This window comes from Nitrospirota bacterium, assembly GCA_030684575.1.
Taxonomy (GTDB): domain Bacteria; phylum Nitrospirota; class Nitrospiria; order Nitrospirales; family Nitrospiraceae; genus Palsa-1315.
This window is the reverse complement of sequence record JAUXVD010000003.1, coordinates 306,809-332,870: the sequence shown is the minus strand read 5'-3', so window position 1 is coordinate 332,870 and position 26,062 is coordinate 306,809. Positions and strand designations below refer to the sequence as shown.

The window sequence follows — 26,062 nt, the reverse complement described above, 5'->3', positions numbered from 1 at the left end:
CTCCCGGTGTCGTCCAAGCGGTTGCCCGATTGGACGACACGGCTGCTATGTATTGTAGTCGACTAGCGGCACTCAGGATGATTGCCGGCCTTCCAGGCGATCGGACCGCGATCTGCATTCTTGAACACGGCCATCTCTTCATCAGACGCCCAGTACGCACCTGTCGGAATTTGCCCGATCGTGACCGCGAGACCAGCGTTATCGATATAGGCCTGGGCCAAGGCATCGATGGCCGCACCCTCGGAAGTCGTCCGGCGGTTCAACCGCCAGCCTGCCCAATACGGATACTTGCCGCACTTGAGATCGCGCTTCGGATCGGTGAGAGACGGATCGTTGGCGAGACCGCCATCGATGCGAATTGTGTACGCGTTTCCTGCTTGTGCTCCACCCACGTTGAAGTTCACCACCGCATCTGCGTCCATATAGCCGATGGACCGGCGATTGGTCGAAAGGCAGGACAGCACACCCGAACTGCTCGAGCTGAATACTACGCTGGCGTTCTGCACGGACGTTTCATTCGCGTTGATCATGACCGTTTCATCGAATGTTGCTTTGGTTCCTGAACCAGCGTTCCGCAAGCACAGGACGATCGGCGAAGTCGCTTCCAAGGTACCAGGAGCCACATCCGTGATCGTGCCAAATCCGAGTCGTTTCCAGTCTGTCACCGCTCGATTGAAGACCGCTTCGATCTCCATTCTTGAAAGTCCGGTGATCGGTCCACCCGGCGCACCGGCAACATCCTTCACAACACCTTTTCCCGCAAAGAGAGTAAACGGAACGATCGCCGCCTGGACACTATTCAGCGTGCTGTCATCCAAAGGTGTAATGGTAGTTCCAACCGGACCAACTTGGTGAAAAGATGCGCCCTGCACATCGGATGCGCCCATGTGAGCTGGCAGGCTGATCGTATTGGCGTTGTTGCATCCTGTATTGTTGTTGTAAGGCCTGTTATCCGATGGCCTGAAAGTGGCTACCGGACCGGTACAGCCGGTCGTCAATGTGTGATCAAGAAATAGCATGTTTGAAGCGGGGTTACTGGCAGGTTGAAGCAACTTGTTGACCCCGTCGCTCGAGCCGGTGGCCGAGTAGTGCATGATGACTGGCAGACTACCTCGATTGCACACCCAGGTAATCTTATTTCCATCCGCGCTGGAATAGCGGTTGGGATACGTGCTCGGAGAACCGACTACTCCTACGTCACAGATATTAAGCGGGACATCGGTCGCAAAGTTTCGTCCGGCTGACGATCCGCCAATATTAAGTACGGTTTGGGCTTGGGCCGTCCCAGCCAGTTCGGCCAGCGCCAATGCGCTGGCGAGAATCGAGAGATATGGGGTACTGGATCTCATGCTAGAGTCTCCTTCTTAAAAGGTAATACGCGAAAATGGTTTTCAAACACTACGCCGCTTTGAGGCTGAAGGATCGCCGAGCGATTCCGACGAGCGCAACCAACCCTGTGCCGAACAGCACCACACCGGCAGGCAGCGGGACCGCTGAGGGACCTGGATTGCCGACGGTCAAGAGCCCATTGGCCGTCAACAGCACACGGCCTACTTGGGTAAAGGTATTGGTATTCACGTCACCCTGCATTAAATTGAGGATTTGATCCAAGCTGCCTTGCATAGCCACAGGCCAGGTACCTCCAAAGTTGCCGCCCCCGTTCTGGTTAAGGTTCGAGGTGAAGGATCTTGAGTCAGCTCTCGCGATCGTATCGCCCGTAAATCCGCCGAGCCCCTGCATGCCGATCGATGCTTCAAACTGAAACGTCAGCGCCAACAGATTAGGATTAATCGAACCGCTGGAGAAGGAGGTCGCCGCATACAATGACCCCAGAGTGCTATCGTGACCAAAGAGCGTATATCTCACAGGATTCGTGCCGATTCCCGCAGTTCCCAGCGCCACCGACAGATCAAGACTCGTGATACCGGCTCCGCCAGGCGCAAGAACTGTATTGGCATTCCCCAAGTTGATCAGCGCTTCGGTGTTATTCCCATAAATCGCAAGCACCAGATCGTTCTCGCCGAACGAGAAGGCCTGTGCTTGACCCGCGATGCCAGCCACTGCTGTTGCGACCGCCAGAGCCGTCGCCATGACGGTCCGTTTGAATGGTGTAACTCTCATATCGACTTCCTCCTTGATGGTGATGATGACCGCGCTCTGCTTCTCTTCGCTGACCGTCTGTGCCCTCCTGAGTCCGCCCACCTCCTTTCATTCGTTTCGAGAAAGGAACGCAGGGCTGCACGTTCTCTTATCTCGTTACTGTGTTACGGAGGGATCAGGGCTTTATTCGAGGCCCGTTAACATTTCCGGCTCTCCTCATTCGGCCACAAAGATCGCTTTCTGCTTGCTGAAGCCGAAAACACGGGCCTGCTCGGCACCCTGTGTTTCACTCGGCTCCGTTATATCGACGTAGTATTACGGACGGGTCAGAAGAGGGTCTGAAGGGAGTAAATTACCGGTTAAGAAACGGGCGCGGACTACGAAGGTGAGAGGCAAGGATTGCAAGGCCGATGTGACGTGCGAGAGAGGCGTGACCTGCGATTCCAGCGAGTCTGCTTTCTGTGCTGATGCCGCCCGGCTCGCTCACACCACCGTCTCGTACCCGTCGCCTCACGTGGGCGGAAAGAACTTGACGACAATGGTGCGGTCCATGCCGGGAGGGGGAGGCCGGACTTCCACCATTTTCGCAAGGGCATCGAGGGCTGATTGATCGAAGAGTAAACTTCCGGAAGAGTTCATCAGGCGATATTGCAACACACGGCCCTGCTCATCGATGACGAGTTCACACATCACCGCATATTCCAGATCGTCCTGGAGCGACGGCGGTTGCTGATACTTCGATTGAATGGAGGCCGTCAGAATATCCGTATAGCCGGCGAACCGTCCCCGGCCCTTGCCGATGGCGAAGGGATCGGAGCTGACCGGCGGCGGACCTGGCGCATCCGACGCCTTGGGGGGAGGCGGCGCTTCAGCAATCGGTGGCGGAGGAGGCGGCGCCTCTTGCGGTTTCGGTTCCGGCTTGGGTGATTCCGGTTCAGGCTCCGGCTCTGGTTCTTTCTCAGGTGGCGGGGGCGGTTCCTCTTTCTTGAACGCATTCAGCTTATAGACCTTGATGAGGTCCTGTCCCCATTGGGTTTGAGACACCCAATACAAACCACCCGCTATGCCCAGGTGCACAATGCCCACGATCAGGAGCGTCGTGCCAAGCTTGCTCTTCTTTTTCTCAAAACCTTTGTAGCCTGCCATCTCTTCAATTCGTGAAACGTTAAAGGTGAAACGTGAGGCGTTGCTCCGCGCGGGAAACGCGCGGCATGCGCGAAAAGCGAGACTGGACTGATGTGATCGGTATCATGTCTGTTCACTGCACGTCACGAACCACTTGCGGGAGGCTCAAAAAGTTCGTCAGCAAGGCCGCGGCGAGTGAAGACCTGAGGTGTACCCTTGCGGTACGTTGAAGGTCTGAACGATGCGAGAACGAAGCTGGCGGGCTTTTTCAGCCTCCGGCTAAGGTTCATTCGTTGGTTTCGTCGCAATCGCCAGATCCTCGACCGGAATCCGTTGCAAAATGTCCAACACCGCGACCACATACTTATATTCGACGCCGGAGTCCCCACGCAGTACAAGTGGCAACTTGCCTCCCTTGGCGGCTTTCAAATCGCGAATCAGTTGTTCCAGTTCGTTGATCTTGACGCGCTCTTCATCCATATAGATATCGCCGTTCTTCTTCACGGAAATCGTCGGCGTGGTGGTTTCCATTTCTGTCTCGTGCGGCGTGGACTCCGGCAGCTTGAGTTCGATCCCCTGCACCGCCGCCGTCGTCGTGATGATGAAGATCACAAGCAACACCCAGGCGAGGTCGAGCAAGGGGGTCATGTTGATATCCGCAACCGCACCGTGACTCTTTCGTGAAAATCGTCTCATTTTGCTCCCTGAATCAAGTTCTGAGTGCTGAGTCCTGAGTGCTCAACCTTGAGTCGCCCGGCCAACTCAGCACTCAGCACTCTCGTCTCAGCACTTCTCCAACTTTAGTGCCCGGTCGCCGCAGCTGAGGGTTCGGCTTCTTGGCGGTGACCGCCAGGGCGATAGTCTTCGATCTCGTCCGCCGCGGCTGCGCCTTTCTTTTCTTGAAGATAGTCCGTCATGAAGACGGTTTCGAGATGGGCCGCGAAGTTATCGAGTTCCATGGTGAGCGTTTTCGTCTTCGTCACGAGGAAGTTGTAGCAAAAGAGGGAGGGGATCGCGACCATGAGCCCCGCGACCGTCGCGATGAGCGCGGAGGCGACGCCTGGAGCCATCGTCGCAAGAGTGGCCGACTGGGCCTTGCCGATGCCGGCGAAGGTGTCCATGACTCCCCAGACCGTCCCGAGCAATCCGATAAAGGGCCCGCCGCTGATCGCCGTCGCCAGCACGATCATGCCCGACTCGAGGCTGACGGCCGCTTCACCCAAGACCCGTTCGAGCGCGATCCGCACCGCGCTCATGCCATGATGCGGGATCTGTTGCACCCCATACTTTTCCTGCTGCACCTTCAGTTCCTCGCATCCTCCGAAATAGACCTCGTACATCGGCGAGCCTTGCAACTGTTTGATCGGGCCTTTACCGAATATCACCAACGGGCCTTTGGCCTTGGAGTAATAGCCAAGAAACAAGCCATTCCGCTTCTTGGCCTTGCCCAACTGGCGGAACTTGTTAATGATCACCGTCCAGCTGACGAGCGAAAACAACAGCAACACTCCGATGGTAATCTTGCCTTCGAGCGTCGCGTGGTTGAGCGCAAACGCCACGCCTCCTGAACTCATTTCCATTGTCGATCTCCTTCTATCAGCTTGCGGGTTGGACCTGCGGTTTCACATCGACTTGAATGACTACGCCTCGTTTGACACGGACTGATTTCATCAGTTGGCTCTTGCCGTCTTTCTCATCGTCTTTCTTCGACGCCACCTTGTTGCCGCTTGACTGCTCACTCGTCGATTCGCTCAGGCTTTCCTGCACCTGGTCGGCGTTTTTCGCCGAGGTGCTGCTGGCTGCGGCGGTCGCCGATGACGCCGCGGCGGTGCCGCCGCCGGACAGCGGAGGGGGCGCAGGGGCCACACCGGGCGGTGCCAGGACCGGGATGCTCGGGGTCCCGGTGAAAACCGGCGCCCCGGGTAACCGAACTCGACCGACAACCTCTCCGCCTTGAAAATCGATAAATCTAGCTTTCAGCGTGACGTTGCGGCCGCGGATCCCAGCCGGAGGAATGATGATGCGCCCCCGTTCGGCTATCAACGTGACATCCCCGAGCCTCAGCCGATCGATGAAGGGATTCAGAGCCGATTGATTGAACAGTGGCTCCCGCTCATCCCGCAATCGATTCGCCTCCGCCTCCAGTTGCGTGACATCCCGGCCGAACACTCTCTGTCGAGCCGCCTCTGCCAGCAAGGCGTTGATTTGCGGATCGTTGAAGGCCGGAAAGACCAGTGGCTGCGGGTCGTCCGGGTGGAAGGTAAATATTCCGCTGCCGGGCACTTCGTAGAGGGTCCGCGTTTTGTTACCCGTGGGATTTCCCTGGGCATCCAATACATCTTCTTCGATGGTGAACAGCACCCGCTCATCCTTGCTTCCGCTGCCGGCATTGATGTTGCCTCGCAACGAGGTCAGCCGGATGTCGCCGCCGGTAAAGGTGGCGATCCGCGATTGATTGACATCGATGTCACCCGTCGCTCGGATCAGAATAGCCGCCGGATCCCTCACGACATTGACGGTGACGGTGCCGTCCTGATTGACGACCGGCTCCTGCGCGATGTATCCGGCCGAACCGCCTCGCTGGACTTGTATGCCGGTGGGCTGCCCGGAAGCACCCTGTGAACGGGTGCTGTTTTCGCCGACATTGACCCGGCCTCCAACCGCCGGAAGATTAAGACCTGCCCGCACGGAATCCGGAAACTCCGATGGATAGAGGGCACTATTATCGTAACCCAGCACATACGGCCTGGACTCGTCGTACCCATGGATGGACACACCGGCGCCGTTCTGGGTTAAAATACGCGACTGCACCATCTCGAGATTCCCGCCCACGGCCACGTCCAGAAGCCCCTGACCGGATTGGCCGCTCCGAATCAAATTAATGCCCCGCCCATCGGCCAGATCCAATGTGCCTTTCGCAATAATGCTGGCCGTCCCGGGCCCGGAGAATTGCAGTCCACCGTTGCCGCTTGCGCTCTGATTCAACAGGATGTCCTGCGCCTTAATCGTTGCCGCCACATTCGGCACCGACACCGTCGCTGTGGCATCCCTCACGACGACATTCACCAGGTTGGCGGGATCCACCGCTTCAGCCCTATCCCAGGGCCGGATGATTTGACCTCCAGTAACGGGGTCGGTCGCACGAATGAGGACCACATCGAATGCGGTAATCGGCCGGAGCTGATTCGTGACCGGGTCTACAAAAAGCGGAACCTGCTCCGGCACTGTCCTTGTCTGGCTGCCAAGATCGGGAAGATACATGCTGGCGTCAAACTGTTCGATACGATTGCCGGCCTCGATCGTGATTTCCTTCCGGAACGGACGGCTCACCAAATCCAGGAACAGCTTGCTGATGTTGCCCAGCTGGGCGATGAAACTCACTTGCCCTAACGACGTCGCGTTATTCAGCGCAATCGGGCGATTGTCACTCACGAGTGACGCCACCTGAGTCAACGCCGGGTTGCCGATGAGATCGGCGGGGTTCACCTCCAACAGTTTTACGGTGGGAGGATTGAGATCGACGTCGACTCGCGCGTACTCGGGGAAGATATTCGGGTGGCTGATGAAATTCGACTCCAGCGGCGGATTGCGATTCCAGAAGGGCCAATACTCCGGACGGTCCGCGATCGTCCGCTGGTCGACCGCGACCCATCTCCCTCCCGGCAACCCTGCCGTGCCCACGAAGAGCCAGACAAAGTTAGAGTCGTCGGCCCGTCCCACTTTCGGGACGCCCTGAATATCCTGCTGCGCCTGAAACCTCACCGATCCCGTGGGCGAGGGGAGGAATTTCAGATTGGAGCGGATCTGAATCGTCCCTCTCTCGGCCCTGGCTTCGAACGACGCAGGCAACAGGGCACTCAACACTTCCAGAGGCGTCGTCTGACGCCCGGCGTCGACAGGGTTGGTATTGAGCAGAATGTTCCCTTCGCGCGACACGATCGTGACCCTGTTGTTTTCCAAACCGGCTGCGAATTGTGGCTCAAGAGGATTGCCCTGGGCATCCATTCCTCCGACGAGTCCCGCATCGCGGACGCGGCTGAGATGCACATTTCCTCCAGCCGACAGGGTCAGTTCCCCGCCGGACAGGGCGAAATCGGCGTAGCGGGACGATGACTCGGTTTCAAGCGGCAGATTTCGAGCCCGCAGTTCGGCCGGGGTCAGGGGTAACCCGTTGGGACCCAACGTGAGGTTCGTCTCGCCGACCGCTCCCGCCACCGTCACCGTATGTTGCGGGGTGACCGTTGGATCCATGTTCCAGAGTACGAAGCCTGGTCCAGTCGGCACACCATCCGCCAATCCGCCGATGAAATTTCCTCCTACGTCAAGATTGAGCCGGCCCGGACCATCGATGTTGATGCCTCGAATGTTAAAGAGACCCAGCGGCCCGCCGTTGGGGTCGAACCCCGTGCTCGCAATGAGATCCAGTCCACTCCTGATCGAGATTCCTCCGCCGCCTTGGGCCCGAACAGTGGCCAGGACCCCGGTCTGGGGATCGATTAAATTTACGTTGCCGGTTCTCGCCTGAAGATCGATGCCCCCTCCATAGGCCGTCTGAAGGGTCGTGCCGGTGAATCCGGTAAACAGGATGTTGCGGTCGGCCACTCCAACGATATTCCACCTCGTCGGCGTACCGAACGGATTGTTCCATAGAAGCAGATCGTTAAAGATCAGGTCCCGGCTCGCCTCGAATCGGATGGTGCCCCCTCCGGCAGGCGGCTGGATCGCGTTCAAATCAAAATATCCGGTCACACGCAGGTCCCAATCCGGCAAGAAGTTTCCAGACGCATCCCGCGGGGTTTCGATCGCGATATCGGCAAAGTCCGTTGCGGCAAATCCGGTCAGGTCGAGGTCCATGGTGGGATCGATGAGCAGTCGTCCGCTCCGGAAACCAGGGTTCGCTGTGCCGATGAACTTGCCACCGAGCGCCACCCGGCTCCCGCTTAATTCGACGAACCCCGCGTGACCTCCCATGCTTCCGCCTGAGACATCCAGAGTCGCCCCTCGCTCGAACGTCGCCGATCCCGTGAATCTATCCGCGACCGCGAGAATCGTCCCGCCGTCGGAGCGACCGTCGTTGCCGCCTTTGGCGATGGTCCGACTGCCGGATGTGAGCGTGAGCGTCTCACTCGCATACAGTTCAATCTTGCCGTTGCGTTCCCGCACGCTGTTCGCCTGCGCCAAGCCCCCTTGGTTGACGACACGGCCGGCCATCGTAATGTTCCCGCCATCAGCGATCATTTGCCCGAGATTCAACGCTTCCCCGGACGGCGCGGAGACTTCAGCCAGAAAGCCGTTACCGTCCGGACGATTCGACAGATACGCCGTCTTCCCGGCTGCCAATACGATGCTCCCTCCCGCCGTCGTCATCACCCCGCTGTTTTCGACATTGGGCGCCAGCAAATACACACCGTCCGCGCCGTGTAAGGCTCCCATATTCCTGACCGCCCCTTCGATGCCGGTTCCTGCAAAGAGATAGTGGCCGGCCAGAAAGTTGGCATTGGTGAGATTCAGAGAAGACGCGATCAATGCGCCGACATTGATCTGCGCGTTCGGACCGAAGATGATCCCGTTGGGATTCAAGAGGATCAGCTGGCCGATTGCATTGAGATGTCCGTTGATGCTTGTGGGATTCAAATCGCCGATCCTGACCAGCATCGCCGCGTTGGCCGATTGAAGGACCCTAGTCGTTTCAGTAGGCGCGATATTGAACCCTTGCGCGTTGACGATCGACCTGAGGGCAGTCGATGTGATCGTCACGTTCGACGTGCCGACACCGGAAAACGACACACCCGGCGTCGAACTGCTCAGGCCGGATGGATTGGCGAGCACGGTCGGGAGGATCGCCAGATGAACCAGATAGAAGCACAGGATGAGGCTCGCGAAGAATCGTTGGTGCTTCATGTCGGTTATGCTCCTGTTAAAACGAGAGACCGACCGAGAAATGTACAAAGGTGTCGCCCCGCTTGGTACGCAACGTTTCGCGCAGGGCAAACCCTTGATCTAGGGTGAGAAAGCCCATGTCTTTGGGAAATTTGACGCGAATGCCTCCGCCCACGCCTTCGAGCCTGAATTGCGCCGTCTGTCCGGGAGGGGCTTGTGCGACCCAAAGTTGCGCGGCATCGTAGAACGCGGCGAACCGCACCCTCAGCGTATAATCGGAACTGCGGCGGCGCTGCCAGATCCGGTCGACCGGAATGGTCAGGACCTCCGGGGTCGTGAGTTCGGCGCGGCCCCGCACCGCATGGTCGGCGATGGCTTCATTGGTGAAATACCCGCGCACCGTATCCATTCCTCCGGCGAAATACTGTTCAGCCGGGATCAGGGGCTGACTGGCCCACTGGCCGTCGGCATGCAACGTGAGCGCAAAGTCCATGGGCAACGGTTGCAGCCGATCGAGGCCGCCCTGGAGCACAGCGAAGGTTCCCGTGGATCCCCTGCGATTACCCGGCTTCTCGAAAGGATCATTCGGATCTCCCCCAAAATCATTCCTGTCCCCGCCGGGAATGAGACCTGCGACATAGCCCTTGGCGGTTACGGACGCTTTCGTCAAGCCGAGTCGATCGGGATAAAAGCCCGCATATCCCAATGAGGCCGGCGTGTATTGCACCGGGCTCAATACGACGGCTGTTCCGCCGTCGGTAAAGGACGCGGTCGTTTTTTCCAGTCGTTTGTAATCGACCCCCAACGACAGTTGATGGGTGTATGTCCCTCCGGAGAAAATCGGGAACATGTACCGTACACCCGCCACCGTCGCGTTACCGGCAATCGCAACGTCGGCCGCGCCACCCACGGAAATGGCGGCTCCGGCCAGGACCGAACTGCTTTTGGATTTTGATGCGTAGACCGCCAGCAGATGGCTCGGCCAGCTTACCGGATAGACGAAACTCATCCCGTAGTTCTGCACCGCTCCCCAATCCGTCGGTGTCTGCACCGTATTGACCGTCAGGATTTCGTCCCCTCCGAACACGTTGGTATGCTGGATTTCCGCAACCAGACGATCGCGCGGCGTGGACACCGATCCCTTGTTGTCCGCTTCGAGTTTCCCATGGACGGGAAGGCGGTCCCTCACTTTGAGTTCAAGGTTGACCGTTCCCGGTTCCGATCCCGGTTTCAGGACCGGCGTCACGTTCAAATCTGGATTGCCGTTGACGGCGCTCAACTCTTTGACAAAGGTCGGTTCGTAGAGTAATGCGCCCGGCGTGAGCGACGGCAATTTCCCTCGAATGTTCCCCCAACTGTAATGGTCGTTCCCCGTCACCGCGATCTCCAGCAGACGCCCTTCGAGGACCTGCAGCCGTACGACTCCGCCTTCGATCGTTTGTTCGGGCAGGTTGACGACAACGGTGGGATAGCCTGCGGCATGATAGATCTTTTCCAACTCCGCCCTGGCTCGCTCGACATCGGAGATCTGTTGCTCTTTCCCCTTGAACGGCTGGAGCGCTGCCTCGATCTTGGTCTGATCGAGAAGGGTATTGCCTTCGACGATAATGGTCTCGATGGGGAAACGGACGGCCTGCTTATCCTCGGTGGGAGTCAACTCAGCTTCCGCCACGGCACGTGACTCCCTTGTGGGCGATGTCAAAGTATCTCTCGCTGCCTGTGCCTCAGGATTCCGGGGGCCTGGCTCTGCAATGGTGCCCGATCGTGGTGATTGAGCGAGCATCCTTCTCCCTTTGGTATTCCCGCGACCGTCTTGCGCGATGGCCTCATGCCCGAGCGTAAGACACACAGTCCCGAACAGGACGATCCCCACTGCCCGGAAAAACATGCTCATACGCCATCGCTTTTCTCGGGAGATCCCTCTGTGAAAACTTCCATGACCAGTCTCTTACTCCTCGACAGAACTCACCGCCGGTCCTAATCCTGAACGGTCGGCCTTACGCTGGCCTGCAGCACGTATCAGGAATCCCCTTCTCACAGCGTCCTGGAGAGAACGGTACGAGTGGGATGTTACGGAATTGTTATCGAGAAGTTGGTGAGTTGTTAATTTGTCCCAAACCGTCTCTCACCCCCTTGTGCGTGCGCTCCGCGCCGACTAGGATGCGCGCCACAGACTGTGAATGTGTGCGCCGCTCATATTATGAAATGGACATCGACAAACAGGCGTATCGCAGTTGCCGCGTATCTCTCTTCAATTGTGCTTGTCGTCGCACATACCACCAACGCCTTTGTCGCAGACACACTGGATGTTCCGCTAGAACATCGCGTGGCATCGACGGTCGTTACAGAGACGGTTACCCCGGTCGAGCCGCCGCAGCAATTAGTCGACACGATTCTCAAGAGCAAACTGTTTCTTCTTCCTCCAACGACGGATGCATCATCGAGCGAAACCGTTGCGCCGCAGGCTCCTCCGCTTGAAACGGCAAAGAAGGTGGCGTTATTCGGAACCGTGATGGGCCGAGAGGGCGGCATGATGGCCGTGCTGGAAGACCTGGCGACCAAGAGACAAAGTCTGTACCGATTGGGCAACCAGGTTCCAAACGCCGGCACGCTCGCTGGAATCGAGAAGAATCGCGTGTTGTTCCGGGAAGGCACACAGGAAGAATGGCTGAATCTCGCGTTGGCACAGCAGGTTGGAGCCGGCGCCCCTCAGGTCGTACCTCCTGTACCCGCCCGGCTTCCTGCTGGCCCTCACCGCAAGGTGCTCGACCGCCGGGAAGTGACCGCCGCCCTTGAAGACACGACGCGTCTTCTCACGCAAGCGCAAGCCGTGCCCTACCTGACGGATGGCAAACTCGATGGGTTCCGGCTGTACAACGTAGTCCCGCAAGGTTTTTTCGACAAGATCGGATTACAGACCAACGACCTCTTGCAACGGATCAACGGGGTGGACATCCGAGACCCCAGCGTGATGCTGTCCCTCTTCCAACAACTCAGGCAAGAGCGGACCGTGCGCGTGGATCTCGTTCGCAATGCTCAACGACAAACTCTCCTCTACGAAATCCGCTGACTGGTCTTCCATTCCACTCTTCGAATCCAGCCGATGAGACCTGAACGTATTCCCATGCTGACATGTCCGGGCCAAGTTAACGGGAACTTAATCAGACCGTAATGGGGTCGTCACGCCCTACAGATTATTGTGCCCCCGTGTCTTAATACGGGAGGATTTCGATGTATTCATGGGGCAATCGCAGCAGGTCCATTTTCGCAAACACAAGCGCCTGTCTGGCATTCATCTGGTTCCTTGTCTGCATGCTGCCGCCCACGGCTCAGAGCGAGTGGTACGCCGGCGGATACGGTGGCTACAGCGCCGCGCAGCCTTTGACAAACGTCAAGATGGATCAATTAGGGGAGCGGCTCGACACCTCATACTTCCAAGGAGGACTCAGCAACCCGAAACTGGGCACCTACACTCAAACTCTCAGCACCTCCGACGCCAACCTCAAGCAATCTCCGATGTATGGAGGGAAAGCCGGTTATTTCTTTAACGACGAAGGTGCCCCCTGGCTTGGCGTCGAGGTTGAAGCCTTTACCTCCCAACCTACGATAAGAAACCAAACAGTCAAAACGATCCACGACATTACCTACATACCGTTCTCCCCCAACGGAAATCCTCCTCCTCCCGCCGCTCCCCCGAACTGCACGCTGGGGGTCGACTGTCAATTGCAACGAACCTTCACGGGCACGACGTCTCTGCCTGAGGCGTCAATGCGCCTCTACACGGTTGCAGTCAACGTAGTTGCTCGCTATCCGGGAACAATCTTCCAACCTTACGTGGGGGTGGGAGCCGGCGCGTTCTATTTCACAAGTTCGGGACCGATTTCCGGTCGACAGATCGTGCCAGGCCTGAATGCGATGGTCGGATTGAAAGTCCTGGCGACGGAAGAATGGGGACTCTTTCTGGAGGGAAAATACAACCGCGCCACGCTCACCAACTTTGATCCTAACTATGGCCTCAGTGGCGAATACAGCGCATTTAACTTTGTGGCCGGAGTGGCCTACCACTTTTGATCCCGTGCTCACCATGGCATGCCGTTCCGGCATGCTGCGAAGGCTCTGAGACTCACACAGTTCCTGCACGCGACATCTGGAGAAAGACGGAGTATGATTTCTCGGCTTGGCCGCTCCCGGCAGGAGGAATCTATCGATGACTCGATCCAATAGCCGTCAACCTGTTCGTCGTCACTCCCGCACCTTCATTTCAACTGTTGAACACGAAATCAAACTGACCGTCGATGACCAATTTCGACTCCCCCCTCTTCCCGGTACCCCGCTACCTCGCCGCCTCCTGACCTCGATCTACTACGACACTTCCCAATATGACCTGGCCCATGCGGGAATCACCCTCCGCCGTCGCATCGCGCTAGGAAAACAGGCATGGCAATTGAAACTCCCTCTGATGAAAGGCCGACAGGAAATCGAGCTGGTCGATCGCCAGACTCTTCCACCTGCCACCTTCCTCGACCTGCTTGTTCTCCATTTGGGGCAACGAGAACTGTTGCCGGTCGCAACACTACGGGTCTGGCGCGCCGGCGTCCGCGTGCGCATAAACAAGATCGATATCGCAGCGGTCACGATCGACCAGGTGTCGGTCGTGAAGGACGGAGGCCTGCTCGATCGTTTTCGAGAACTCGAAATTGAACAGGTGAACGGGAAGAACGACGTGCTGTCTGACCTCGAACGACAGCTCCGTCGAGCGGGAGCCCGAGATCATGACGGGCATCCCAAGCTCTTTCGCGCGCTCGCCCTGCCTGCACCCAGTCCTGAGCCACTGCCGACACCGGATGCGCCAGTGATCGATCATGTGAAGTGGGTTCTTGCACGTCATGTCCGATGGCTGCTGGCGCATGACCCAGGCGCCAGGCTCGGAAGGGAACCTGAAAGCCTGCATCAAATGCGCGTGGCTACGAGACAATTGCGCGTTGTCCTGCGCACCGCCAGGCCCCTACTCCTGCCGGCATGGGCAGACTCGTTGCATGATGAGCTGCGCTGGCTCGGCCAACTGTTGGGACCGGCTCGCGATCTCGATGTCCAACTCGCCTATTTTCAGAAAGAAAGTACGGCACTCGATGCACGAGACCGCCGACCGCTGGCGCCCTTCATCGCCCACCTGGAAGTCCAGAGACACCATGCCCACGACGTCCTGCTGCGGGAGTTACAGAGCGCACGATATCTCGACCTCATCAGGCGACTCCAGGACGCGACGGTGAATCCAACCGCCGTTGAATCTGCCTTGACCTTGCACAACCTCGCCGCAGGCACCTTCAAGAAACTGCGGAAGGTGCTTCGCTTGGTCGGTGCGTCACCCACCAATGCCATCATCCACGAGATCAGAATCAAAACTAAACGGGCCCGCTACGCAGCAGAACTGGCGGAGCCGGTCGTCGGTAAACCGGCAACCCGCTTCATCAAAAAAGCGCGAGTCGTCCAGGATGTCTTAGGGATGTATCAGGATGCCGTTCAAGCCGAAGCCTACGTCAGAACCTTCTTGAAGCAATCGGCCAGCGTGAGGGCGGCTTTCGTTGCCGGGCGCATGGTCGAACGTCAGCGAGAGCGTCGCGCAAAGGCGAGCAAAGAGATGCGGAGGCTCTGGGAAGGGCTGTTGAAGCAGGGAGAACATGCTTTAGGATAGAAGGGGACTTTCATCTCGATCTCACCTACTCCTGACTCGACCCCTATCATTTTCAATAAAGTTAAACTCAACAGGCTCGATTCAACCTGAGCCAAAACCTAAATCTTGGCCACAAATAGCCTAACTGACGGACCTTGCTTGGATCGCAAGCAGTAAGTGGTCTATTGTCCAGGATGTGGTCACCTCAGCTCGATAAATTAGAAGTAGCTGGTTGTCCATTTAATTGCCTCTGCTCACCGTAGGGGCAAACTGCAAACCTTTTCTGATCTCTACAAAGAAAGGTTACGTTCTAAAAAGACTGACGCCGATAGTTCCATCCTGGCCATTGGTGCCACATCTATTTCAATACATTGTCGAATTCAGGTTCATTCCGTTTCCTGTCCCTGGACGCATTGTTAGCATTTTTGCCCCTACGAGTGAACAGGCGATCACTCAGTGGTGTTTATGGGGATACCACTGGGCATCGCACCGAACCTCAACCTTTGACCATGGGTTCCTCATCCAACAGCTTCACCAGGTGATCGAGAGTTTTACAAAACCTCTTTGAAGCTTCCTCCGCGAGGATTTGTCACGAAACCTTGCCTCGGTAAATGTCACGTAAGAGATTGCCTTGGGTTCCTGCGCCTCTGGTAGACCGATTTTCATCTCGTGCCGGTCTTGTATTGAGGTTCATTCTCACCACTATCTCTGAACCCTTCGACGAGCCTTCATGTAGAAATGTGGGCACTCCTGGGTTTGTCAAGATTCCCGCCGTGATCTTCTTTTCCGTCTGACTGTCGTTCAACACAGAGAGAACAATCAGGCAGCGCACAGTCCATAAAATGAGAACAGCGCGTGGTTGACAGTAAGGAGTAAAAATACTGGCGGACCCACCTAGATTGTTTAGGCGGGCATAGGATAATTTAGAGCCGCAAGTATCGGAGGCGTGGATAGAAGATGAACACGGCGACTATATGTTCTTCACGAAGGAACACGCCTGGTAGGCAGAGTTGTTGAAAATCCTGTTATTCCATCGCTGGAATGGTGACAGAGGATGCCCGCCCGCAACGGCATGAGACGTATATATAAGGCGCACCACTGATGACCAGAAAGAATAACCTATTCCCGGACGTAGCGGCCAAGCTATGGGCACATCGACCAGACCGATGACCACGCGATGCAGCAGTTCTTTGAATCCATGCAACCCCCCTGCTCACTCAGCAGCAGAAGATCTTCGATCCAGTCTGTTCCCAACCTACAGGACTGCCCGAGGGGCTCGAGCGTCGCGTGAAGAGGTTATCTGTCTGAGGGAGGACCCGATGAAGGGGATTAGACAAGGAATGAGTGTCGCGATCGATTTCGTGACACATGGTCGTTCAACAGAGAGGCACGAGGTCTGCCCATCCAGACGTGCGCATGGGTTAACAGTCCTCGGTAATGGCGAGAGGAGCTCCACATGCCGATACTGCGCATCTCCATCACAGCGAAACAGCATCTGGCGTTGAAGCGGAACATCACTCGTGCCGAGAAAGGCTCGATAGCCAGCGAAATCCAACGGGCGATCACACAGTACCTGGCCGGTTCCAAGCAGATCGAAGCCGCGTTCCTCACAGTGCTGAAAGACAACGCCCCGAAGGGTCTCCCTGATCTCACGACCCTGCAAGCGAAACTCAAGAAGACCAATGCCCAGATTGATCGCACCCTCGCGCGCGTGAAGGCCAGTGAACGCCGGATGGCGGCGCTGGATCGAGTAGACACGGCGGCCGTCGGACTCTTGGCCTTGGACGCGTTCGGGTCGGCCGACAAGGCCTATGCCTGGTTGCAACGCCCACAGAAGGCGCTGGGTCAGCGCACCCCCTTCAGCCTTTTGACCGGTGCGTCGGGATTCACGCGTGTCGAAACTCTCCTCAAACGAAGGACACATGCCGTGCCACGCCACGAAGGATCGTCACGATGACGAGGGAAGAGCTATGCGCCACGAGCATCTCTCCAGCTATTATCAATATTCGCCTTTCCTCTAAGCCGCTCTCACCAGAGGAGAAGGCGCAGATGCTCCCAGAGATCCACGAGCTCATGCGTCGCTACAATCTACGGCCGGCAGATGATGAGGCTCAGTTGCGTTTCGACTATTAATTGAGCAGGGGGCAACGGGTGACAAGCTGATGCCATTTGTCGTGACAGAGAGAGTGGTCTGGTAACGAACGGGGCAGTACTTGCAGCGGGCGATTGACCGATACGAGAAGAAGCGGATCTCTCGATGAATAAGCTGAGAAAGGAAAGACAGCCCGTGATGGATCAGGGCGCGATATGTGAATTTGACCGCTTGTCCGTGCCACGACTCCCGAACACAAGGCCCCTGTCACACTCGACCCCAAGAGAATTCTAGCGGCGCACGGCTTAAGGGACTGTCAAAGATGAACCGCCGGAAGCAACATAATCGCCTGGTGAACGAAAATGCAGATCTGTCGTGGGATGTGGCGATTCGCCTGGCGAAGGCGTTTGGCGGTACGCTTGAGAGAGGGATGCGATTACCGTGTCAGCATGATGCAGCCCTGGCGAAAAATCGGGCCATCATGATCGAGATACAGGCCTTTCGAGGAGAAGACGCTCCGACCTCACTCTAGTTTCGATTGCAGGCTCTGAAGACCGCACTATGCCAACGCCCATGCATGTGTATGAGGAGATCGCCGCCAGGTTTGGAGTCGATGGGGCCGATCCTGAGGCCGTGACGAAGTTTTTCACGGACGACTTCGTGACATGTCCTGAACAGCTTCAAGTCCTGATTTTCGACGAACTCTTGGCTCGCGATGCGGAGCCTGATCCTTCGGAGCATGACTGGAGACGAAAGTTTGATCTCGTGATGACTCGACTGTATTTTCGTCTGCAGCGATATCGAATCATGCTCGGTCGCCGGAACCAGTAGCCTGCAGACCTGACGACACGGATCTCATGCGATCCGATCACTTGGAGGTGCCCGATGTCCTCCCTCTCGCCCAGCTTGCTTGTGGTCGGACTGATAGGCTGCGCCGTCGGGGGAATACTGGCCGCGCGAACCGTCAGATGGATTTTCAGGAAACTTCCTGAGACCTTTCGCCCATCGCCGCCGACTGCCATTATTCCTCTTAAGCAGCAGAATACACATCATGGCAACGGGATCACCAACCACCACCGGAGCAAACAGTAGCCAGCACGCCATGTAGTCGATCGGCCTCAATTCTAAACACTGTATTGATTCCGCGCCTGAGTAAACAGATTTACTTCCGACCGCGCCGCTGTCAATACATTTACTTCGCGATCTGATCCAAGATAGCACTATATTGACGGGAGCAGACTGTAGGAATTACAGGGACTTGTGTAGGAGGTGATGTAAAGACTTTTACTTCCACGGACATGTCCGTGGAAGTAAATCTATTTACCCTTTGGAAGTAAAGTTGTTGACCTACTCCCCATTCCGAAGACGCACACTTCCGGATCCTATCCTCGGATCGAGACTATTGCAAGCATCTGGCGTGGCTTTTGACGCATTTCAATCCGGGTTGTTGCGGCGCGTTCAATATAGTTCTGCTTTGCTTGGGAGTTTTGCCTCGGCTTGAACCAGCAGAAACGCCTTCCAGAGTTGCTTCGCTTCCGAAGCCAGCCGCCACCCTGCATAAAAGGAGGGCTAGTGCATGACGCGCGATTGGAATGGAGTAAGATCCCCTGGAGATGGAGATTGCATGGATCCGTGAATATGCGATCTCGGTATCTTTGGCCTACTCATTCCTGAATGAAACCTTCTTTGCGGCTTTAGCCTACACGGGCCCGTAGCTCTGGTCCGGATCCTTTATCGCAATGGGGTACATCCGCGGCGAGGAATGGGTGACCTCCCCTAACAGCTCCACCGCGCGCTAAAAGAATTGCCATCGGTGTTCTCTTGGCGCTGATCGGTGTGACCATTCCGGTCATGTTTCAGCGACGGTCGCACATACCATCATCATCTCGGTATAGGCGACCGCGCCAGGCTGAGTCTTCCCTCCACAACCCCAATGTCGCCCTTTGTGCCGTTATGATGACTCCTTACTTCGCGTCGGAATCCGTTTTGGAGACTTCTTTTTTCGCGGCAGGCTTCTCCCTAGCCTGCTTCTTCATTGCCTTATTCGACATGTCCTGCTTGTAGATATCGTCACCGAAGCCCTGCGATTCGAGTAAGGCCTCGTCGCCGACCGCATTGACTCTGCCAGCATCGTTCGCGAGGGACTGCCCGCGCACAGGATCCACGGCCTTACCCATGGGATACCCAGGATGGGTCGGCAGCGTGGCAGGATTGGCGAATGCGAATGAGGCAGCGAATACTACGCCCAGCACACTCGCGAGTACGGATTGTAGAACTAAAGATCGTTTCATCGCGTCACCTCCTGTTGAAATTTGAAAAGGGAATAGATATTCGGTGGTGCTTTGACCGAAACCCTTCAATACCCTACTCCATGACTGGCAGTCTCCCAACTAGGGCTCCTGCTAGTTCGAACATGAAAATCTACTAGGCGGTGCTTCCGGAGTCTCTTGGCTCAGCACAGGCATCCATCCGCCGTCCTGAAGGAGGGAAACACTGAGGCCGACTATTCTATTCGTGAGATCGCATACGACACCCTGTCTCGCTGATCGAGCTTCCTGACTATCTGGATCTGGACAAGGTCACAGCGACCTGTGAAAATAGATTATTGTCTGTCGAGCTTCCCGAGCAGGCCAAGACATAGCCAGACACATTCCAATCGCAGGAAAGCGGCGGCCTGAACTCCATGGGGATACCGAGGCCTATCACGGCCTCGATGGGCGACCGACATAGTGGCGACGCCACCTCGCAATGTTCAGCCCTCTTCAATTCCGACCATGACAACAGAGAAAGCAGGGATCCAGAAGATCATGGAGATGAAAATGGGAGCGGCATCGTGACAGATCTAGCGCGGGACGAGATGGCTCGGCCCATACGACATAGGCCTCAATGGTTCTTGGTATGTTGGGCGATCCTCCTGAGTTCTACGCTCATCGCCTCGGCAGCTCTGGCAGAAGAACTTCTGGGAAGTCTGGTCATGGCCGGCCGAGGGCCTGAACGCCCGGTGATGGAGGAGCTGGCCCGAGCTTTCGAGAGGGCCCATCTCGGCACAGTGGTGGATATCAAGTGGAACCGGAACTTCCGCATTGGAGACCTCGTGACTTCGAACGAGGTCGATATAGGTGTCGTCGGCCAGGAGGAGCCAGATCTCGTGGCGACGACGGTTGCCTGGGATGGGTTGGCCGTGATCGTCAACTTCTCAAATCCGATAAAGGAGGTGACGATACAACAGGTCGCCTCCCTGTTCTCCGGTACGGTCAGAGACTGGTCAAATCTGGACAAAAGGGCTGGGGGGCCTGTTCATCTGGTGCTCCGCCCGGACGATCAAAACATGACCGATGGATTCGAACAGTCGCTCGGAATCGTCGGCAGATCCCCCAAAAACGCTGAGCACATCAGATCAAATCAACAAGTCTTGAGTCGCGTGTCGGGAAAACTGGATGCCGTGGGCTATCTGTCACTAAAAGAGGCGCAGGACGCCGTCACCTACGGCATGTCCGTGCGCGCGCTCCTCATCGACGGTGTCGAACCGGGAACACCGACCGTGGAGTCCGGACAATACCGCCTCAAACGGCCCGTCGTCCTTCTGATGAGAAAAGAGGCAACCGCACTGGCACGGGCATTCGTTGACTTTGCGCGCTCCCCAGCAGGGCAAGGCATACTCGAAACCATGTATGTCCCTCTCGTTCAACATCCTCGCTGATTGAACATCTCATCCGTCAGGCCGTAAATCCCGAGTCCTACCTGACTCACGGTCTTGTCACGGCTGCCATGAGCATCACCCCCGTCTTCTTCATTGAAACAGGAACCAGAGGCCGAGGCAGTAGCCCAGGATGATCGCGAAACTATCCGGTTCGATCAGCAGATAGCGCTCTTCGACGCGATAGATGATACCCATCAGGGCCGCGCTCATCAGGAGGATGCTCCACAGAGCGGTCATCGCGTGGGCGTCTGAGACGACATTGAAGAGGGGGCCGCCTTGAAACGCCACATCGACGAAGAAGAACGCCGCCATGTTGAAGGCATTGCTCCCGAACAAATTCCCCACCGCAAGGTCGAATGCCCCGAGCCGAACCGCAGCCGTCGCCGTGACCAGCTCCGGCAAAGACGTGGCAATGCCCACGAGCGAGGTGCCGATGAAGGTCGTCGTCACCCCGGACTGCTTCGCGATCTCGCTGGCCGAACCGGCTAGAAACGGCGCCGCCACGAGCAGCGCCAGCGCTGCCATGGCAAATCGAAAGGAAGCCTGCCTGAGGCCATCACGCATGTTCGGTTGAGTGCGCTCATCCGCTCTCTGCCCTTCCACGACTTTCTCCTGTTCCTGTTTCCGCCACTTGCTGCTTTCCTGCCTGAACACCAGCCGCATGCCGAAGATGTAGAAGAGCAGCAAGATCATGCTCCCGAGCGCAACACCGCCATGTTTGACGTCCGATCCATAGAGGACGAAAAACGCGGCAAGCCCGGTGAGAAAGATGGCTAAGCCGGCACTCAAGGCATGCTCGAACGCGGCCTGCTGCCAGACACGTTTCTGTCGATGCATGAGGTCGATAATGCCCAGGATGAGCATATTGGCCATGTTGCTGCCGAATAAATCGCCTGCGGCGAGATCCGGCGCGTCCATCAATGCGGCGCTGACGTCGGTGAAGATTTCCGGGAGCGAGGTCGCTCCCGCCATCAGCACGACGCCAATCCACAGCCCACCCAGACCGGTGAGGGTGGCGATCTGATCGCCATAGCGAGATAGTTTTGCTCCGGCATAGACGATCACCGCCGCGCTCAACAGAAAGATCGCCCACGGCACGAGCCCTTCAAACCAAACCATCCTGTCCTCCTCCTTCAGCGGCGAGTTGGTCTCACCATGAGCACCGAGCACGGCGCATGCCGTGCAACCTTCGCACTCAGCACGGGATGGATCGGCAGGCCGTGATGCGTCACGACCTTACTGATCTGCTCCAGCAATTACCCCCCGCGCTCCTTCGTCACGCAAATCATGACCTGGGTGGACTCACGAAACTTCGCCACTCAATCCCTTTCACAACCGGACATGTCTGCCGACGGATTCACGACGAGCACCGGACAGCCCGCGCGTCTGACCACCTGTTCAGCCAAACTACCCAGCATCAGTCGGCGCAGCCCGCGCCGCCCCTGCGTCCCGACAACAATCGCATCGGTAGTCCATTCTCCAGCCATGGCTAAAATAATGTCGATCGGGACGCCTGTCACGCAACGCCCCTCAGTCCTCACGCCGTCTGTTTTCAGAAGGGACAGGGCCCGGTCTAACCGACGCTGGCTTCGTGCCTGCCCCACACTTATCTCGACTGCATTCCTGGCACCGGAGCGACCGAAATCCGGTCTCCGATCTAAGGCCTCGACGACATGGAGGACCATCAGCTCGCTTTTAAGCTGTCGGGCCAGCATCGCCGCGTAGCGAACAGCCGCTTGAGCACAGACGGAAAAGTCCGTGGCAACAAGAATGCGCTTCAGCCGGACATGTGTCGGCCCTCGCACTGCATCTCCGGCCACCAGTTCTCGAACAGCCATCACAGGGCAAGGCGTCTCCCGGATCACGGATTCTGCCGTGCTCCCGAGTTCCAGCCGGTCCCAGCCGGTTCGTCCATGTGTGCCCATGACAATGAGCGAGAGAGGCTCGGCCAATAGCCTGTCCCGAATACAGGTCGCCGGGTGACCCACTCGCAGGAACGGCTCGGCTCGGACTCCGGCGTCCTGTGCCAAACGGACGAGGCGTCCTAATTCCAAGAGCGCCGCGGTCTTCATCGACTGTAGATTGCAGCCTTCATGAGGGTGCGGCAATTGCGCATCCGCCACCCCTTTGATGACATGGAGGATCGCCAGGCGACAGCGCAGCGCCTTCGCCAGCGCAATGGCATACGCGAAGGCTCGTTGGGCCGGTCTCAGAAAATCCGTCGCCAGCACAATCGTACTCACAGATCGATCCTGTTGCTTCATCATTCCTCCGGCTGTTGAGGGACCGTCCTGCGGACCGGATGCAGGATCGACTGACTGAGTTCATCCGGTCGCGGCCCGCTCGATTCTGGCACAATGCTCTCGGGAGCTTGTCGTGCGGATGTCTGCATCCAGGACGGCGGCGGGACCGAGCCGGCCACCGCATCGATTGCCCGCGCTGCCGCGTCTGCATAGGGAACGAGGACAAGATGCGCCCCGGCGCGTTCCAGCACTGCTTGCTCCTCGACCGTCGTGGCCGTCGCCGCCACCCGCCCCGTATAGCCATGGTGGCGCAACGCAGACATCAATGCCAGATTCACGTCTCGAATCACGATCGCGCCGCACACCGCTGCGATCATCAATAGCGCTGCGATTTCGTAAAAGACACTTTCAAAAACCGGCATAAGTCAGTTTCGTTGTATCCCTCACACCCCGCCCCCCACAACCGTCACGTCGTAAGCCGGAACATTTTTGCTGAATGACTACCGCCAGGGGCGACCACGCGAGAGCCATGCCCTCTGTACGCTGACGCCACGCCATCCGAATCTGTGCGCATGTCAGCTCTCAGATGATCGTCCGGTTAAGGCCTGAAAAATGGCGTCAAGATGCCTCCGGCTAAGGCCAGCCCTAAGCCCAGGCCGACACGCGCACCTAAATCCCACCCGCCGAACCAGGCGGCAAGACCTGCTTTGACCATCGTGTTCATCATCACCGCTGCCATGATGGCGCTCACGGCAGTCCCGGGGTCCAATCCATCCTGGTGAAACCGGACCACCGAGAGCGTGATGGCGTCCACATCCGTCGTTCCGGCCAGCACGCTGGAGGCGTACAGTCCCCTGTCTCCGAGCATGACCTGCGCACCTTTCGCCACGACAATGACTCCCGCATAGAAGAGGCCAAACTGCAAAGCGGTGCGCAGTTCAAGCGGATTTTGATAGGCCACAGGAGGAGCTTCCTGAGGAGTTCGCCGCGACTTCAGATAGAGTATCAGCGCCGTGCCATAGCCGCCGATCCCCATGACTCCCAACGGCCACACCAAACGAGGGAGGAGTTCAGGACCGACGACTCCGATCACCACGAGCATGCGGAGAAACATGGTACTCGATGCCAACAGCGCGGCCACAGCAGCAAGCGCAACCACCGACGGCGCCTCCCGTGCTTTCATCGCCAGACTGACCGTGACGGCCGTGGAGGAGACCACGCCGCCTAAAATACCAGTTGCGAGAAGCCCATGCCGCGGACCGACCAACCGCATCGCGATGTATCCGAGAAAACTCATCCCTGCAATCAACACCACCATGAGCGCCACGTTGAAGGGATTCAGCACATTGAAAGGCCCATATGTGCGATTGGGCAACAGCGGTAAGACGACCAATGTGAGGACCACGAACTTAGCCGTTGCGTAGAGGTCGTCGTCCGAGATGCGCGCCACAGCCTGGTGCAGCGGTTCCTTGAACGACAGCAGGGCCATTACTGCGCCGGCGCTGGCGACAATCAGGAGGTAGCGCTGACCGACCGCCAGTGGAAGGTCCGGCGCAAGAGCGAGGACCCCGAGAAGAAAGGTGATCAGGCCCGCCACTTGCGTGGTAATTCCAGGATCTGCGCTCCGGCTCGACTCTTGATACTGTGACAGGGCCAAAAAGGCTCCGACAACAAGCATGGTACCCAGCAGGGGCCACATTCCCATGGTCTGAGCGAGGAATGCGGACAGGGCGCCCGCCAGCGCAATGAGAGGAAAAGTCCGAACGCCGCCTACGCCTGGCCCTTTTTCGCCGCCCCTGGACTGCTGGCGTTGCAGCCCAATGAGCGCCCCTGCCCCCAGCGCGATCAGAAACCCCGAGAAGATCTCTTCAAAATCCATTCGTCCTACCACTCATGGGCTACAATGCCTGAACATCCAGGGTGAGAAACTCGCCGTTCGCCTGCGGATGGAGGTCGCATCGGAGCCTGTAGCTTCCCAGGCCCTCCATGGCAATCGTCTTACCATACCTCACCTTTCTCTTCCCGGCTTGAACCGGTTACTGCGGTTTACGCCAACCCTTATAGAGCACAAACAACCCTACAAGCCCCACAATGACCGCTAACAATCCCAGAAGGCCTAATCCTTCCATGAAGTTCCCTTTCTCGGCATTGGCAGCTCTCCCTCTCGTTCCCAGGCGATACGGTCGTGACGTCTAGCAGATGCGCGGCAACTGCTCGCCGGACAAGAGATCAAGAATACGATGCGTGCCTAATACGGTCCGCAGCACCACCAACGAGGGATGCTCCGCCGTGACGGTGCCGATCTGCACCGCCTGCTGTGCGACTGCGTGCCGGCGCATGGCGGCCAACGATGCCTCCACATGCGCGTCCGGCACGAAGGCGACGAACCGCCCTTCGTTCGCAACATAGAGGGGGTCGAGGCCCAACAGCTCACAGGCTCCGCGCACGGACTCTCGAACAGGAATGCGACGTTCTTCAACGGTCATGCCCACCTTCGCTCCGGCAGCGAGCTCATTGAGCGCCGTCGCCAATCCTCCGCGCGTTAGATCGCGCAGGCAATGGACTGATGCTCCGCATTCCAGCAGATCACGCACAAGCAGATGCAGCGGCGCCGAGTCGCTTTCGATCTCGCCGGTGAAGCGTAACCCTTCACGCACACTCATCACGGCCAAGCCATGTGCACCAAGGTCGCCGCTCAATAGAATTCGATCCCCGACTTTGATCTCTTGTGGGCCAATGCGAACACCAGGGGATACGACGCCGATTCCCGCGGTGTTGATGAAAATCCCGTCGCCTTTACCCCGATCTACCACCTTGGTATCTCCGGTCACGACCTGCACCCCCGCCCCTTCCGCCGCCTTCGCCATCGACTCCACCACTTTCCTGAGCATGTCCAGAGAGAGTCCCTCTTCCAGAATGAACCCTGCGCTGAGATAGAGGGGCATCGCTCCGCACATGGCAAGGTCATTGACTGTGCCATGCACCGCCAGGCTTCCGATGTTCCCGCCTGGGAAGAATAAGGGCGACACGACGTAGGAATCTGTGGTGAAGGCAAGGGTGCCCTTCCCGACCGGGAATGTCGCGCCGTCGTGGAGCTGGCGGAGCAACTCGTTGTCGAACGAACGGAGAAAGATCTCGCGAATCAAGTCCTGCATGAGCCTGCCACCGCCACCATGCGCCAGGAGTACGCGGTCACCGGAGACCGGCAGCGGGCATTGAAGTTGAAATTCTTCGTCCTTCATTCGTCTCTC

At 57.6% G+C, this 26,062-nt stretch carries 20 protein-coding genes; 7 read left to right on the top strand and 13 right to left on the bottom strand.

Going from position 1 to position 26,062, the window contains the following annotated elements:
* Positions 1–62 precede the first annotated feature (62 nt).
* The 7 genes from Q8N00_01840 to Q8N00_01810 all read right to left on the bottom strand — a co-directional run bounded on the left by Q8N00_01840 (position 63) and on the right by Q8N00_01810 (position 10,777).
* Positions 63–1,349 (bottom strand): substrate-binding domain-containing protein, encoded by a 1,287-nt coding sequence (locus Q8N00_01840; protein ID MDP2381525.1) that lies wholly within the window; start codon positions 1,347–1,349, stop codon positions 63–65.
* A 49-nt stretch (positions 1,350–1,398) separates the two neighbouring features.
* Entirely contained in the window at positions 1,399–2,121 is a 723-nt protein-coding gene (locus tag Q8N00_01835; GenBank protein MDP2381524.1) for a hypothetical protein, read from the bottom strand.
* A 489-nt stretch (positions 2,122–2,610) separates the two neighbouring features.
* Positions 2,611–3,246, bottom strand: a complete 636-nt coding sequence (locus Q8N00_01830) for a TonB family protein (protein ID MDP2381523.1) — start codon at positions 3,244–3,246, stop codon at positions 2,611–2,613.
* A 258-nt stretch (positions 3,247–3,504) separates the two neighbouring features.
* A complete protein-coding gene (locus Q8N00_01825; protein ID MDP2381522.1) occupies positions 3,505–3,921 on the bottom strand; it encodes a biopolymer transporter ExbD in 417 nt (138 codons plus the stop codon).
* Positions 3,922–4,025: 104 nt separating this feature from the next.
* The gene (locus tag Q8N00_01820) at positions 4,026–4,805 is read right to left on the bottom strand and encodes a MotA/TolQ/ExbB proton channel family protein (GenBank protein ID MDP2381521.1); all 780 of its coding nucleotides are present in this window, start codon (positions 4,803–4,805) and stop codon (positions 4,026–4,028) included.
* Positions 4,806–4,821: 16 nt separating this feature from the next.
* A complete protein-coding gene (locus tag Q8N00_01815; protein ID MDP2381520.1) occupies positions 4,822–9,126 on the bottom strand; it encodes a filamentous hemagglutinin N-terminal domain-containing protein in 4,305 nt (1,434 codons plus the stop codon).
* Positions 9,127–9,142: 16 nt separating this feature from the next.
* Positions 9,143–10,777: a POTRA domain-containing protein gene (locus Q8N00_01810; protein MDP2381519.1), complete on the bottom strand. Its 1,635-nt coding sequence runs from the start codon at positions 10,775–10,777 to the stop codon at positions 9,143–9,145.
* A gap of 528 nt (positions 10,778–11,305) precedes the next feature.
* On the opposite strand from Q8N00_01810, the gene Q8N00_01805 reads away from it, so the two are divergent.
* The 6 genes from Q8N00_01805 to Q8N00_01780 all read left to right on the top strand — a co-directional run bounded on the left by Q8N00_01805 (position 11,306) and on the right by Q8N00_01780 (position 17,699).
* Positions 11,306–12,175 (top strand): type II secretion system protein N, encoded by an 870-nt coding sequence (locus Q8N00_01805; GenBank protein MDP2381518.1) that lies wholly within the window; start codon positions 11,306–11,308, stop codon positions 12,173–12,175.
* Between the two features lie 161 nt (positions 12,176–12,336).
* A complete protein-coding gene (locus tag Q8N00_01800; protein ID MDP2381517.1) occupies positions 12,337–13,176 on the top strand; it encodes an outer membrane beta-barrel protein in 840 nt (279 codons plus the stop codon).
* Between the two features lie 136 nt (positions 13,177–13,312).
* Positions 13,313–14,797, top strand: coding sequence for a CYTH and CHAD domain-containing protein (locus Q8N00_01795; protein MDP2381516.1), 1,485 nt, complete (start codon positions 13,313–13,315; stop codon positions 14,795–14,797).
* A gap of 1,435 nt (positions 14,798–16,232) precedes the next feature.
* Positions 16,233–16,733, top strand: coding sequence for an MbcA/ParS/Xre antitoxin family protein (locus tag Q8N00_01790; protein ID MDP2381515.1), 501 nt, complete (start codon positions 16,233–16,235; stop codon positions 16,731–16,733).
* Between the two features lie 457 nt (positions 16,734–17,190).
* Entirely contained in the window at positions 17,191–17,400 is a 210-nt protein-coding gene (locus Q8N00_01785) for a hypothetical protein (protein ID MDP2381514.1), read from the top strand.
* Between the two features lie 29 nt (positions 17,401–17,429).
* Entirely contained in the window at positions 17,430–17,699 is a 270-nt protein-coding gene (locus Q8N00_01780) for a hypothetical protein (GenBank protein MDP2381513.1), read from the top strand.
* Between the two features lie 1,133 nt (positions 17,700–18,832).
* Here the strand turns inward: Q8N00_01780 and Q8N00_01775 are convergent.
* On the bottom strand, positions 18,833–19,159 hold the full coding sequence (locus Q8N00_01775; GenBank protein MDP2381512.1) for a hypothetical protein: 327 nt from the start codon (positions 19,157–19,159) through the stop codon (positions 18,833–18,835).
* Positions 19,160–19,701: 542 nt separating this feature from the next.
* Here Q8N00_01775 and Q8N00_01770 point away from each other — a divergent pair.
* Positions 19,702–20,568, top strand: a complete 867-nt coding sequence (locus Q8N00_01770) for a substrate-binding domain-containing protein (protein MDP2381511.1) — start codon at positions 19,702–19,704, stop codon at positions 20,566–20,568.
* Between the two features lie 90 nt (positions 20,569–20,658).
* Here the strand turns inward: Q8N00_01770 and Q8N00_01765 are convergent, their stop codons facing one another.
* The 5 genes from Q8N00_01765 to hypE all read right to left on the bottom strand — a co-directional run bounded on the left by Q8N00_01765 (position 20,659) and on the right by hypE (position 26,053).
* Entirely contained in the window at positions 20,659–21,687 is a 1,029-nt protein-coding gene (locus tag Q8N00_01765) for a sodium:calcium antiporter (GenBank protein MDP2381510.1), read from the bottom strand.
* A 200-nt stretch (positions 21,688–21,887) separates the two neighbouring features.
* Positions 21,888–22,811, bottom strand: coding sequence for a universal stress protein (locus Q8N00_01760; protein MDP2381509.1), 924 nt, complete (start codon positions 22,809–22,811; stop codon positions 21,888–21,890).
* 20 nt (positions 22,812–22,831) lie between these two features.
* Positions 22,832–23,233, bottom strand: coding sequence for a hypothetical protein (locus Q8N00_01755; protein ID MDP2381508.1), 402 nt, complete (start codon positions 23,231–23,233; stop codon positions 22,832–22,834).
* A 176-nt stretch (positions 23,234–23,409) separates the two neighbouring features.
* A complete protein-coding gene (locus Q8N00_01750) occupies positions 23,410–24,690 on the bottom strand; it encodes an MgtC/SapB family protein (protein MDP2381507.1) in 1,281 nt (426 codons plus the stop codon).
* A gap of 313 nt (positions 24,691–25,003) precedes the next feature.
* Positions 25,004–26,053 carry a hydrogenase expression/formation protein HypE gene (hypE, locus tag Q8N00_01745; protein MDP2381506.1) on the bottom strand — a complete coding sequence of 350 codons (1,050 nt, stop codon included), beginning with the start codon at positions 26,051–26,053 and terminating at the stop codon, positions 25,004–25,006.
* Positions 26,054–26,062: the final 9 nt, after the last annotated feature.

What these genes read in the sequence shown, in the direction of transcription:
- Q8N00_01840 (MDP2381525.1), bottom strand. Translation starts at nt 1,349, where the DNA reads ATGAGATCCAGTACCCCATATCTCTCGATTCTCGCCAGCGCATTGGCG.
- Q8N00_01835 (MDP2381524.1), bottom strand. Translation starts at nt 2,121, where the DNA reads ATGAGAGTTACACCATTCAAACGGACCGTCATGGCGACGGCTCTGGCG.
- Q8N00_01830 (MDP2381523.1), bottom strand. Translation starts at nt 3,246, where the DNA reads ATGGCAGGCTACAAAGGTTTTGAGAAAAAGAAGAGCAAGCTTGGCACG.
- Q8N00_01825 (MDP2381522.1), bottom strand. Translation starts at nt 3,921, where the DNA reads ATGAGACGATTTTCACGAAAGAGTCACGGTGCGGTTGCGGATATCAAC.
- Q8N00_01820 (MDP2381521.1), bottom strand. Translation starts at nt 4,805, where the DNA reads ATGGAAATGAGTTCAGGAGGCGTGGCGTTTGCGCTCAACCACGCGACG.
- Q8N00_01815 (MDP2381520.1), bottom strand. Translation starts at nt 9,126, where the DNA reads ATGAAGCACCAACGATTCTTCGCGAGCCTCATCCTGTGCTTCTATCTG.
- Q8N00_01805 (MDP2381518.1), top strand. Translation starts at nt 11,306, where the DNA reads ATGAAATGGACATCGACAAACAGGCGTATCGCAGTTGCCGCGTATCTC.
- Q8N00_01800 (MDP2381517.1), top strand. Translation starts at nt 12,337, where the DNA reads ATGTATTCATGGGGCAATCGCAGCAGGTCCATTTTCGCAAACACAAGC.
- Q8N00_01795 (MDP2381516.1), top strand. Translation starts at nt 13,313, where the DNA reads ATGACTCGATCCAATAGCCGTCAACCTGTTCGTCGTCACTCCCGCACC.
- Q8N00_01790 (MDP2381515.1), top strand. Translation starts at nt 16,233, where the DNA reads ATGCCGATACTGCGCATCTCCATCACAGCGAAACAGCATCTGGCGTTG.
- Q8N00_01785 (MDP2381514.1), top strand. Translation starts at nt 17,191, where the DNA reads ATGAACCGCCGGAAGCAACATAATCGCCTGGTGAACGAAAATGCAGAT.
- Q8N00_01780 (MDP2381513.1), top strand. Translation starts at nt 17,430, where the DNA reads ATGCCAACGCCCATGCATGTGTATGAGGAGATCGCCGCCAGGTTTGGA.
- Q8N00_01775 (MDP2381512.1), bottom strand. Translation starts at nt 19,159, where the DNA reads ATGAAACGATCTTTAGTTCTACAATCCGTACTCGCGAGTGTGCTGGGC.
- Q8N00_01765 (MDP2381510.1), bottom strand. Translation starts at nt 21,687, where the DNA reads ATGGTTTGGTTTGAAGGGCTCGTGCCGTGGGCGATCTTTCTGTTGAGC.
- Q8N00_01755 (MDP2381508.1), bottom strand. Translation starts at nt 23,233, where the DNA reads ATGCCGGTTTTTGAAAGTGTCTTTTACGAAATCGCAGCGCTATTGATG.
- Q8N00_01750 (MDP2381507.1), bottom strand. Translation starts at nt 24,690, where the DNA reads ATGGATTTTGAAGAGATCTTCTCGGGGTTTCTGATCGCGCTGGGGGCA.
- hypE (MDP2381506.1), bottom strand. Translation starts at nt 26,053, where the DNA reads ATGAAGGACGAAGAATTTCAACTTCAATGCCCGCTGCCGGTCTCCGGT.